This window comes from Exilispira thermophila, assembly GCF_055389015.1.
On sequence record NZ_AP042476.1, the window covers coordinates 1,634,677 to 1,647,484 of the forward strand.

Sequence of the window (12,808 nt, forward strand, 5' to 3'; positions counted from 1 at the left end):
ATGGATTTATTAAATAAAATAAATAAAAACTATATACATATCATAATTGAAATTTTTGAGCAATTGTCAGTTGCCAAAGGCTGAAGAGAAAAAAGTTTACTATGGTAGGTGCAATTAATAATAAAATTGAAAATTATTGTATTTAATTAAAATAATTTAATTTAAATATATTAAAGTTATATTATCTATCATTATTAAAATTTTTCGAGTGGATGTCAGTTGCAAGAAATAAAGAGATATAAATACTTCGTGTCAGGAGTCGATATTTAAAAAATACGAATTATTAAATTAATTAAATAAATAAAAATTATATCTATCTTAATTAAAATTTTTTGAACGGATTTCAGTTGTCAAAGACTTAAGAGAATAACTTTTTTCCGTGGTTGGTGCAGTTAATAATAAAAATTGAAATTATTATATTTGATTAAATAAAATTAAAACTATATATATCATAATTGAAATTTTTCGACTGGATTGTAGTTGTCAAAGACAAAAAAAGATAAAATTATTTCGTAGCAGGTGCAGTTAATAATAAAATTGAAATTATTATATTTATAAATATTTAATAAAAATAAATTAGAATTACGTATCTATCATTGTTAAAATTTTTTGAGTGGATGTCAGTTGCCAAAGGCTAAACAGAAAATAATATTAATTTTTTTATAAATGCATTCAAAGTATAAACTAAAAGAATTAGATAACTGACTTAATGAGAAAAATTTTAATAATGATAGAATTTTTTCTATTTTATAAATATCTCAATAATTTTAATTTTATTATTTTTTAATTTTTAAAGGATAATATGTAATTAATGCAATAATCGAAAATATAACAAAACTAATTCCAATTGAAAATTTATCCAATAAGAATCCAAATAAAGGTGATAAAATTGCTATTGTAAGAGTTTTTAATTGGGATTCTACTGACAATCCAGTTGCCATTATTCTATTTTCAATTAGATCTGAAACATAACTAACAGTCATAGGTCTTCTAATATTTTGTAACATATAATACATTATAAAAAACAAAATGGTTATAAAAAATAATTTAAAATAAAAACTAACCCCTATAAAAAAAATCAATGCAACCCCAGTTATAAAAGTTAGATTAATACTTTTTTCAAGTTCTTTAACCTTTTCTACAACTTTTCCAGAACTTCTTGATGACATTGAAGTTAATAAATATAAAAAGAAGTAAACAACTCCAACTAAAATAGCAACTCTTTTTTCTTCACTTAATGATAGCAATATTGGAGTAGCTAAGACAGTAGTTTTTATTATTGGTTGAATATAATCTTTTACAGATTTAAAATAACCATCAAACAGGGATGTATTAAATATAATTTTTAAAAAAGATTTTGATTTAAACAGGTTTATAAAATCTTTAATTGTATTTTCAATTCTTTTGTAAATCCTTTTTAAAATATTTTTATCTTCAATACTTTTAATTTCTCCATCCAAATAAGAAGGATAAGAAATCATTAATCCTAATTCCAATAAGTATGGAAATATTGTAGCTAAAAAAATCATACTGTAATTATCTGTAAAAAATATTATTGCTGCTGCTACTAAACTAGAAATAGCTGAACCAAGTTGTGAACAACCTCTTGTGTTTCCATAATAATGCACTTTTAAATGTTCCATTTTTTTTATTTTCAAATATTGCAAAATCATAGCTTTATGAGTTCCTGATCTAAAAGCTTCACCTGAAGCAAAAAATATCATTGCAATGATAAATAAATAGTATTGGTCACAAAAATAAAATATTAACAATGAAATAATGTAAGAAAGAAAGGAGAATATCATTGATTTCCTTCTTCCATAAGAATCAGCTATAATTCCAGTTGGTATTTCAAAAATATTTGTAGAAATTTCTTTTATTGAAAATAATATTCCAATTTGTAAAAATGAAAAACCTAATTTTCTAAATGCTATAATAATAAAAGCATCAAAAAATCTTAAGTTTTTTAAAAATCCGTAAGCACAAAATTTATAAAACTGAAGATCTTTTTTAAATTTTGCCATTCATAATCCCTATAAGCTTTTATAAATAATTTTTAACATAAATATTTATTTAAACAACTATATAAAATTTACTAATTACTAAAGTGTATTGTTATTTTATTTAATATTTTACATTTTGATATTAATTATTTTAATTTTAGTATTGACTTTTTTAATTTTATGTTTAATATTTTTAATAGGAACATAAATTTTTTTTATATTTTGTTTATTTTAAGCATTAATTTAAAAGGGGAAGGCTATGAAAAAAAAGATTGTTAGTGTTTGTCCAGTTTGTGGAAATAAAATGCATATTATAGCTCTTAAATGTAATAATTGTAATACAGAAGTTAAGGGTGATTTTGAACTTGATGAACTTTTTAAATTAAATGAGAAACAACTTGAATTTGTCAAAGTTTTTATTAGAAATAGAGGTAATATTAAAGAAGTAGAAAAAGAATTAGGGATTTCTTATCCAACAGTTAGAAACAAACTTGATGAAATTATTGAAGCTTTAGGATATAAAGTTGAAAAAAGTGATGAAATCGCGTTGAAAAGAAAAGAAATTTTAACTAAACTTGAAAGTGGAGAAATTTCATCTGAAGAAGCAATAAAACAATTAAAAGCTTTAGAATATTAACATTAAAAGGAGATCGTATGATTTCAAAAGAATTTGTAAGTACAAATATAGAAAATATTAAAATTAAACATAAAACCTGTGATTTAACTGTTACAATTTCTAATTCTGAAAATGATAGTATAAAGGTACTTTATGAAGGTAATTCAGAAATTTCTTTCAATTCCTCAGGAAACTCTCTATATATTGAAAATAAAGATATCAAATCATTTTTCATTTCATTTTTCAACCAGAGTGAAAATATTGAAATTACTATTCCAAAAAATAAAAATATTTATATTTCTATTTTGAGTGGAGATATTCAAATATCTGGTCAGGGTTTTAACTCACAATCTGATATTAAACAAAATGTTAATAAACTAGTAATCAAGCAAACATCTGGTGATTTATTTTGTAAAAATATTTTATGTTCTGAAAGTATAATTACTACAACTTCAGGGGATATAGATTGTAAAAACTGTTATTTTAACAATGCTCAAATTACAGGGGTTTCTTCAGATATTTCACTTGATAATTTTGGTTCTAAAATTTTAACAGTATCAACTTTATCAGGTGATATAGATATTAATTTGACAAGCACTTTTAAAAATATAAAACTTAATACAAAATCAGGAGATATTGATATTTTTCAACCTTTTAAAGAATTAAATTATAAATTAAAAGCTATTAGTGGAGATATAGAAGTTAATGACATTAAATTTAATGAAGAAAAACCTATTTTAACAGCTTCTTCATTATCAGGTGATATTGAATTAAATGTTATAAATAAAACATATACCGAACCTACAATAAACGAATTTAAAGAATTTTCCAGGGAAGAAAATGAACAAAAAAATAATCTTGCATTTAAAATTGATGAAAAAAATAAAGTATTGGACATGCTTTTAAATCATAAAATTCAAGAAAAAGATGCATCGGATCTATTAAAATCCTTAGGATATTCAGAAAATGAGATTCACAATTTTTTTGAAGAATATATTTTTTTGAAAATCAAAAATGATGATGAGGATTTAAAAAAAAATAATAGTGATGAAAATTTAAAAATAAAAAGTGATGAAAATAATTTATATAATAGCACTAATATCAATATTAACAATAATATTGATAATAATGATGATACCAATAATAATAGTAATAATAATATTGATGATGCTAATCATGTTAATATAAATAATGATAATAACAATGATGATGTCAATGATAATAATAATCATAATTTAGATAAAAATTAAAATATTTATTTTTTATTTTAAAGGAGTAAAATTATGGGGAAAAAAATTAATGAAGAAATAATGCATGTTTTAAAAATGGTTGAATCAGGAATAATTGATGCTGAAAAAGCTTATGAAATGCTTGATGTATTGGGATATGGAATCAAAGAAGATAATTCAAATAAATTTAACAATCAAGAAAATGAAAATCAAAATAATAACAATAATAATAATATATCCAATAAAAAAGGCAATCGAAAAGGGAAAATACATATAAAAGTTATAGAAAATGGCAATTTAAAAACTTCAGTAGATATACCATCAAAATTTTTAAATTTTTTTGATAAATTTACACAAAAATCTTTTGGAAAAAAATTTGATATTAATACAGATGAAGAAATTAATAAAAAAATAAAAGAAAAAATTGATGAAGGTCTTGATATTGAAATTGTTGTAGAAAATAAAAAAGTTAAAATTTATGATGAAGATGGAAACATAATATTAAATGTTAATGAATATTAAAAAATTATATTACATTAAAAAATTTTATAATTAATATAAATAAATTTTTTATTAATAAAAATGGTTCAATTTCAAAATGAGTGGATAAAAAAAAAGTTTAAAAAAAATAATTTCTCCCCATACTAAAAAAAAATAGTACAGGGAGAAAAAAAATGATACTAGAAAAAATTATAACAGTTTTATTTAAAATTCAAGGATTTTTATTTGATAACATAAAATTAATTGAAAATAAAATTATTATTGAAGTTAATCATAAAAATAAACCTATTTGTCCAATATGCAGAACAGAATGTAGTATTTATGATTCAAAATATAGAGAAATTAAAATAGGATTTTTGTTGGGAAGAATTATTTATTTAAAATTTAAATTAAGAAGAGTAAACTGTAAAAAATGTAACAAAGTATTAACTGAAAAACTTGATTTTACTGACTCTAAAAAAACTTATTCAATATATTTAGGGGAAGAAATATTAAGATATAGCAAAAAGTTAGATAACAAATCAATATCACAAATAACAGGTATATCAGAATCAAGTATTTATAGGATTGATAAAAATATGCTATCTAAGAAATTTGAAACACATCTTTCTAAATTGCCAGAAGTAAATAAAATGAGTATAGATGAAGTATCATATAAAAAGGGACATAAATATTTTACAGTATTTATAGATAATGAAAGGTCAAAAGTTATCTGGTTAGAAAAAGGAAGAAAACACAGTGATTGTATTAGAGGATTAGAAAGTTTAAGTAAAAGAATTGAAAACCTTCAAGTAGTAACAATGGATTTATGGAAACCTTATGAAAGTGCAATAAATAATTATTTTAATGGGAAAGTTAGTATAGTATTTGATAAATTTCATATATCAAGGTTATTAAATAAAGCAATAGAAGAAGAAAGAAGAGCTTATCAAAAACAATTATCATTCAAAGAAGGGTTATTTATTAAGAAACATATGAGATGGATAATATTAAAAAGATATTCAAAATTAGACTTAAATGGCAAGCAATACATAGAAAAATTAAAGAGATTAAATAAACCATTATATGAAATATATCTTATGAAAGAGGATTTTTTATCTATATTTGGCAGGATATATACATTAAAAGAAGCTTTAAAAATGCTATTAAACTGGTTGAATATGGTATTATCAAGTGAATATAAATATTTAAAAAGATTTGCAAAGAAGATAGAAAAGAGAATAGATAAATTATTAAATTGGTTTAAATATCCAATATCAAATAGTAAAGCGGAAGGATTAAATAATGTAATAAAAACATTATTAAAGAGAGGATATGGTTATAAAGATAATAATTATCTTAAATTAAAAATATTACAAATTGCAGGTGATTTAGAATAACTATCCATACATTATGAAAGAGAACCAAAAAAGAAAATAAAAAATTATATATAACTAAAAATATTGTAAAAAATAGAGCCATCCTTTTTAAAATGGATGACTCTACTTTTAAAACATTAATTTTCTTTTAATAATATACAATTAAAGAGTGTTTATTCTAACACAACTTATCGATAAAAATCACATATTAAAATTATTTTAAATTAAAAAATACTTCCATCCCTTTAAAGATAGCTGTTTTTCCGAGTTCCTCCTCAATTCTCATAAGTTCATTATATTTTGCAATTCTATCCATTCTACTTGCAGAACCTGTTTTAATAAAACCAGTATTCATTGCAACAGCAAGATGAGCAATTGAAACATCTGTTGTTTCGCCTGATCTATGTGAAATAACTGCACTCCAGTGAGCTTTATGTGCAAGCTCAATAGCATCTAAAGTTTCAGTAACTGTACCAATTTGATTTAACTTTATTAAAACTGAGTTTGCAGCATTTTTTTCAATTCCTTTTTTTATCTTTTCAACATTTGTAACAAAAATATCATCACCAACAATTTGGATTTTATCTCCCATCTCTTTTTGCATTTTAACAAAGCCATCCCAATCATTTTCATCAAGTCCATCTTCAATTGAAAGTATTGGAAATTCTTCAACTAATTTTTTATAAAATTCTATCATTTCATCAGTTGTTAATTTTTTACCACCTTCTCCTTCAAGAATATAATACCCATCTTTATAAAATGAAGATGCAGCAGGATCTAATGCTATAAATACATCCTTTCCAGGAACATAACCTGCTTTTTTTATCCCTTCTACTATTAACTCTAAAGCTTCCCTGTTTGATTTTAAATTTGGTGCAAATCCACCTTCATCACCAACAGCTGTAGAATAACCTTTTGCTTTAATAACACTTTTAAGTGCATGAAAAACTTCTGCACCCATTCTTATTGCTTCTTTAAAAGATGGAGCATTTATTGGCATAATCATAAATTCCTGTAAATCTACATTATTATCAGCATGTTTTCCACCATTTAAAACATTCATCATTGGAACAGGTAATACTTTTGCATTTGTACCACCTAAATATCTATATAACGGTAATTCCAATAAATTTGCAGCTGCATTAGCACAGGCTAAAGAAACACCTAGCATTGCATTTGCACCAAGATTTGATTTATTTTTAGTACCGTCTATTTCAATAAGCAGTTTATCAATACCAATCTGATCAAAAACATCCATACCAAGGAGTTCTTCTTTAATAATTTTGTTAACATTATTAACAGCCTTTAAAACACCTTTACCACCATATCTTTTTTTATCTCCATCTCTTAATTCTACAGCTTCAAATTCACCAGTAGAAGCTCCAGAGGGGACATCTGCTCTACCTACAACACCGGAAGATAATACAACATCAACTTCAACAGTTGGATTACCTCTTGAATCTAAAATTTCTCTAGCAACAATGTCTTCAATAATATTCATAAAAAACCTCCTATATATTTTTTATTTATTTATAAATTTATTTTTAAATACATTATTTTGTTCTTCTAAATATATTTACTGATTATGTTTTTTGTTTAAAATATACTTTTTTTCAAATATACTTATTGATTTAAATATAATTTTATTTAAACATAATTTTATTTAAACATAATTTTTGATTTTTAATTTCATTTTAATTTTTTTTATAAATTTTCATTTTTAATATTTTCTGTTTTCAAAAATAAATCTTTTTAAAACATTTATAACCATTAAAAACCTTAATTATATAAAATTTCTAATATATACTTTTAAAAAAAGTTACCTCAAAAATCATTTTAGTCAATTAATTAACATTTCATAAATAAATTTATTGAAAATATTTTATTTTTCTTTTTATTTATATTGTTCTTTAATAAAATATATAGAGATAATTTTGTAGCTTTATTATTTTATTTAAATTTCTTTACCATTATTTTATATTTTATATAATATAAATTTTAATATAAATTTACATAATTAATACTCTTAATTTATATAATTTATAACTTTATTTAAGGAGAAAAATTTGGAAATAAAAAAAACTATTAATAAACTTAATCTTGATTTTAATAAAGTTAATAAAGCTAGAGAATATGCTAAATCGATTGTCACTGAAGTCTATAACTATATTTCTACAAGAACTACTGTATCAGTAGAAAGAGCTATTTTAAGATTATTTGGAGTTGAATGGTTCAGTGAAAAATATAATTTACCTTATGTTAACATAATAGTGGATAAATTACACAAAATGGATCTTTTATCAAAAGGGGTAACTTACTACATTTTTAATACAATGATTCAAAAGAAAAAAGATCTTAAAACCATTTGCGATGCAATTGTAAATGATGAAATAGATCTTTCTAAACAAGATTTTTTACCTCTTGAAGTAGTAAAAGAATATTCTTTAAAATACGCTCAGCAAAATGTGAATATTATTGAAAATAATGTAAAAAAAAGAAACAAAATGATTGAAGAATTAAAAGAAGGGGAAGCACCATATCTATACTTGATAGTTGCTACTGGTAATATTTATGAAGATATAATTCAGGCACAAAATGCAGCTAGAAGTGGAGCTGATATAATTGCTGTTATCAGATCAACTGCTCAATCGCTATTGGATTATGTACCCCATGGAGCTACTACTGAAGGATTTGGTGGAACATATGCAACACAGGAAAATTTTCGATTAATGCGAAATGCTCTGGATGAGGTTTCTTATGAAGTAGGAAAATATATAAGACTTGTTAATTATTGTTCTGGTTTATGTATGCCAGAAATAGCTGCAATGGGTGCAATTGAACGACTTGATGTAATGCTTAATGATTCTATGTATGGTATCCTTTTCAGAGACATTAACATGCAAAGAACTTTTATTGATCAGCATTTTTCAAGAATGATTAATTCTTATGCAGAGATTGTTATTAATACCGGGGAAGATAATTATCTTACCACTTCTGATGCTTATGAAAAAGCCCATACTGTTTTAGCTTCACAACTTATAAATGAACAATTTGCTTTAAAAGCATATCTTCCAAAACATCTAATGGGGCTTGGTCATGCATTTGAAATAAATCCTGATATTGAAAATCAATTTTTATTCGAAATTGCTCAAGCACAAATGGCTAAAGAGATATTTCCTGAAGCTCCTTTAAAATATATGCCTCCAACAAAATATATGAATGGAAATATTTTCAGAGGTCATGTGCAGGATACTCTTTTCAATGTTGCATCTACTTTAACAGGGCAAACTATACATTTATTAGGGATGCTAACTGAAGCAATCCATACGCCTTTTATGATGGATAGACATCTTTCAGTTCAAAATGCTAAAATGGTATTTAAAACAATGAAAAAATTATATGAAGAAATTTCATTTAAAGAAAATGGTATAATTCAAAAACGTGCAAATCAAGTATTGAATAATGCTCTTGAAATGATGAATGAAATAAACGAAATAGGTTTAATGGAAGCTATTGAGAAAGGATTATTTGCAGATATTAAAAGAACTAAAACTGGAGGAAAAGGATTTGAAGGTGTTATTTTAAAAGATAAAGATTATTTTAATCCTTTTGAAATTATTTTTAAACAAAAGTTAATAGAAAAATATGGTAATCTGGATAAATCTATTTAACTTAAAATTTATTAATATTAATTTTTATAAGTTAATTTAAAATTAAAAAATAGAAGTATGTTTTAAATATAAAAACAGATAATTTAAATCAAAAAACTATAAAAAATATATAAATTAATCTAAAATAAAGAAAAAATAAAAAAATAAAAAACAAAAAGTACTAAAATATTTAAAATAAAGAAAATATAAAAAAACAAATATAAAATTACAAATTTAATTAAAACAAGTATGAGTAAAATAAATTTATTTAAAATACATAAAAGAAAAAAAAACAATAATCTAAAAAGGATATTAAGATGCTTGAAAAAGTAAAAAAAATAAATTTAAAAGCAATCAAACCCTATGGTGATACAATGGATGATGGGAAGATTCAGTTATCATTTACATTACCTGTTGATAACTCTTTAGAAGCAAAGGAAGCAGCTAAAATTTATCTTGAAAAAATAGGATTTAAAAATGTTTTAATTACCCATCATGAAGCTATTGGAAAAGGTTTTACCTTTATTGTTGCATATGCAGTTTCTGAAAAAACAATAGATTTTACACAAATTAAAGTACCAAAAGCTACAAATGAATCATGGGATAAAAAAACTATAGTTGATTTTATTGAAAAGCATTTTGGAAAAATTACTGTTGTGGGGGCTTGTATTGAATCGGATGCTCATACAGTTGGAATTGATGCAATATTGAATATGAAAGGGATTGCAGGTCATAAGGGACTTGAATCTTACCATGGTTTTGAAGTTTATAATCTTGGAGCTCAGGTTGCATCAGAAGAATTAATTGCAAAAGCCAAAGAAGTCAAAGCTAATGTTATTTTAGTTTCACAAATAGTAACGCAAAAAAACATACATATTAAAAATCTAACTAAACTTGTCGAACTTTTAGAAGCTGAAAATTTAAGAGATAAAGTTCTTTTAATTGTAGGGGGTCCTAGAATTGAGCATAAACTAGCAATAGAACTTGGGTATGATGCTGGATTTGGACCTCATACTTTTCCAGAAGATGTTGCTACTTTTATAGTTAAACAACTTGCAAAAAATAAAGGGATTATGTAAATTTATTTAGAATAAATAAAAGTTTTAACTAAATATTCATTAATTGATTTAAAAATTAATTCATGACCAAGTTTTGTTGGATGTATTCCGTCTTCACTTATTAAATCATCAAGTATATCTTCTTTTAAAAAATCACTTCTTATATCAATCATATTTAGACCACATTCATATGTCACTCTTTCAAATATTTTATTGTATGATTCATGGTGATAATATATTTTACTAATGTTTTTTAACCATCTCAAAATGTTTTCTTTCTCTTTTTTGTTGCCCAGATAATTAAAAAACTTTTCTGGATGTAATGGAGGCAAATTCAAAGTTATTGCTTTTATTTTATTTTTATAAAAATAATCATATATTTTTCTTAAATTACTTTCATATTCAACTTTTGAAACATTTGGATAATGTATAGCATCAGGATTTTTTGCAATCTCTTTCCAATTAAAATTACAATCATTACCACCCATCTGAAAAAAAATTAAATCAACATCTTTTCCAGTATATTTATTTATATTTTCTAAAAATTTTTTTGTTGTAATTCCAAACTTACCAAAATTCTTTGTTTTTTTATAGATTATATTTTTAAATTTTTCATAAAATGATTCATCTATTATTTTATATTTACCATCAACTAATGTTACCCCTCTGGTTATAGAATCCCCAATAAAATATATTGTATTATTACTCATTATTCATCCTTTCTAACATATCTATTGTTTTGTTTAATATCCCTTTTTTTATTTCAAGTTGTTTTAAAAGCTCTTTAATTAAATCATATTTTCTTCTTTCATTATCTTTTTTATATATCAATCCATCAAAAATAGTTTTTATCTCTTTCAACTTATATCCAATCTCCTGCAAGTTTTTTATTAATATTAAGTGTTTTTCAACATCTTTTAAATAAAATCTTTTATTTTTATATATCTTTGGCTCATAAATCAACTTTTCTTTTTCATAAAATTTTATAGTTCTTTCAGATATATTTAATTTTTTTGCTAAATCATTTATATAAATATATTCATCATTATCAAACAAATTATCTTCTTCTGGAAGGCCTATCTCTTTTAATATTTTTATTACCTTTTGAATATCATATCCTAGAGATTTCAACTTTTTATATGATTTTAAAATTTCTACATCTTTATTATTATAAAATGGTTTATTTTCCATTATATTTTCTTTTAACAAAAGGTCATATTCAGTATTTTTAATTTTATATCTTTTAAACAAATCTTCTTTTTTAAATACATTTATTTTCTTGAATTTTTTAACTTTTTCTACATCTTCTTCAGTATATAATTCTTTTTCTTCAATAATGTCAGCATTTACAAAATCACTAAATAGTTTTTGATCGATTCTCATTTTTTTTATAAATTCATCTTTTGTTAATTTTTGCATATTTTTTTACTCCTCCCCCCATCGACCTATGTATATAATAACTAATATATTCTTTCTTTTTAACAATTATACTAAATATATTTTTTATTAAACTTTACATTCTTTTTTTTAATAATTTATTTAAAAAAGAATATGGAAATTTTTCTAATATCCCAGCAATAGATGACATATATCCAACTCTATAAACCAATTTTGGTTTTTTTTCTAATAACGCTTTACCTACTATTTCAGCAACTTCAACTGGATCTGTTCTTTTAACTTCAAATTTTTTTTGAAAATCCAGTTCTTTTTCTAATAATTTTTTATAAGTTTTTTCAACAGGATTATTTATTGATAATTTTTCTATAAAATTTTCAAGTTTAATATTAGCCTTATATGCTCCCTCCGTTTTGATTCCACCACACCTTACCATCGAAACAGGGATATCCCATTTTGATAGTTCCAGATCCAGAGTTCTAACAAGACAATTTACTCCAAAATCTGCAATATGTATGCTTGAAACAAAAGGTGTTGGAATAAGCCCTGGAGTAACTATCCATAATATTCTTCCTTTTGCTTTTCTTATAAGTGGAAGAAACATCTGTAATAATTTTATTGGTCCTACAATTCTAGTTTCCAGATCTTTATTAAAATCCAATACATTCATTAATTCAATAGGCGTTATTTCTCCACCACCAGCATTATTTATAATACTAAAAAGACCATCTATTTTTAATTTATCAAGCATCAGATTTATATTTTCATATAGAAGATTATAATGTTCTTTTTCATTAAAATCAAATGGATACAATGAAATTAGATTTTCTTTATTCATATCTTTAATTTTTGCATAGTCCTTCTCCTTTCTTACAGTAACTAAAACCTTAAATCCAAGATCAGACAAATATAATGCTGTTGCTCTTCCAATACCTGATGATCCACCAGTGATTAAAACAACTTTCTTTGTATTTTCACTTTGAAAATTATTATACATA

11 protein-coding genes are annotated in these 12,808 nt (G+C 23.3%); 6 read left to right on the forward strand and 5 right to left on the reverse strand.

All coding sequences use genetic code 11. The annotated features are described in order from the left end of the window. Positions 1–776 precede the first annotated feature (776 nt). Entirely contained in the window at positions 777–2,024 is a 1,248-nt protein-coding gene (locus ACZ5EC_RS06890) for an MFS transporter (RefSeq protein WP_464301747.1), read from the reverse strand. Positions 2,025–2,262: 238 nt separating this feature from the next. On the opposite strand from ACZ5EC_RS06890, the gene ACZ5EC_RS06895 reads away from it, so the two are divergent. The 4 genes from ACZ5EC_RS06895 to ACZ5EC_RS06910 all read left to right on the forward strand — a co-directional run bounded on the left by ACZ5EC_RS06895 (position 2,263) and on the right by ACZ5EC_RS06910 (position 5,728). Continuing rightward, on the forward strand, positions 2,263–2,640 hold the full coding sequence (locus ACZ5EC_RS06895) for a DUF2089 family protein (protein ID WP_464301748.1): 378 nt from the start codon (positions 2,263–2,265) through the stop codon (positions 2,638–2,640). A gap of 17 nt (positions 2,641–2,657) precedes the next feature. After that, positions 2,658–3,869 (forward strand): DUF4097 family beta strand repeat-containing protein, encoded by a 1,212-nt coding sequence (locus tag ACZ5EC_RS06900; protein WP_464301749.1) that lies wholly within the window; start codon positions 2,658–2,660, stop codon positions 3,867–3,869. A gap of 33 nt (positions 3,870–3,902) precedes the next feature. Beyond that, entirely contained in the window at positions 3,903–4,370 is a 468-nt protein-coding gene (locus ACZ5EC_RS06905; RefSeq protein ID WP_464301750.1) for a hypothetical protein, read from the forward strand. 152 nt (positions 4,371–4,522) lie between these two features. Beyond that, positions 4,523–5,728, forward strand: coding sequence for an ISL3 family transposase (locus ACZ5EC_RS06910; protein WP_464301751.1), 1,206 nt, complete (start codon positions 4,523–4,525; stop codon positions 5,726–5,728). Positions 5,729–5,921: 193 nt separating this feature from the next. Here ACZ5EC_RS06910 and eno read toward each other — a convergent pair whose 3' ends face one another. Beyond that, positions 5,922–7,208: a phosphopyruvate hydratase gene (gene eno / locus ACZ5EC_RS06915; RefSeq protein ID WP_464301752.1), complete on the reverse strand. Its 1,287-nt coding sequence runs from the start codon at positions 7,206–7,208 to the stop codon at positions 5,922–5,924. A gap of 565 nt (positions 7,209–7,773) precedes the next feature. On the opposite strand from eno, the gene kamD reads away from it, so the two are divergent. Next, the gene (gene kamD, locus ACZ5EC_RS06920; protein WP_464301753.1) at positions 7,774–9,378 is read left to right on the forward strand and encodes a lysine 5,6-aminomutase subunit alpha; all 1,605 of its coding nucleotides are present in this window, start codon (positions 7,774–7,776) and stop codon (positions 9,376–9,378) included. A 296-nt stretch (positions 9,379–9,674) separates the two neighbouring features. Then, positions 9,675–10,436, forward strand: a complete 762-nt coding sequence (gene kamE / locus ACZ5EC_RS06925) for a lysine 5,6-aminomutase subunit beta (protein ID WP_464301754.1) — start codon at positions 9,675–9,677, stop codon at positions 10,434–10,436. Between the two features lie 2 nt (positions 10,437–10,438). Here the strand turns inward: kamE and ACZ5EC_RS06930 are convergent, their stop codons facing one another. The 3 genes from ACZ5EC_RS06930 to ACZ5EC_RS06940 all read right to left on the reverse strand — a co-directional run bounded on the left by ACZ5EC_RS06930 (position 10,439) and on the right by ACZ5EC_RS06940 (position 12,807). Beyond that, positions 10,439–11,125 (reverse strand): SGNH/GDSL hydrolase family protein, encoded by a 687-nt coding sequence (locus ACZ5EC_RS06930; RefSeq protein WP_464301755.1) that lies wholly within the window; start codon positions 11,123–11,125, stop codon positions 10,439–10,441. After that, positions 11,118–11,834, reverse strand: a complete 717-nt coding sequence (locus tag ACZ5EC_RS06935) for a MerR family transcriptional regulator (protein ID WP_464301756.1) — start codon at positions 11,832–11,834, stop codon at positions 11,118–11,120. Before ACZ5EC_RS06935 ends, ACZ5EC_RS06930 begins: the two co-directional genes overlap by 8 nt. Positions 11,835–11,928: 94 nt before the next feature. Next, positions 11,929–12,807 carry an SDR family NAD(P)-dependent oxidoreductase gene (locus ACZ5EC_RS06940; RefSeq protein WP_464301757.1) on the reverse strand — a complete coding sequence of 293 codons (879 nt, stop codon included), beginning with the start codon at positions 12,805–12,807 and terminating at the stop codon, positions 11,929–11,931. Between the last annotated feature and the right edge of the window lies 1 nt (position 12,808).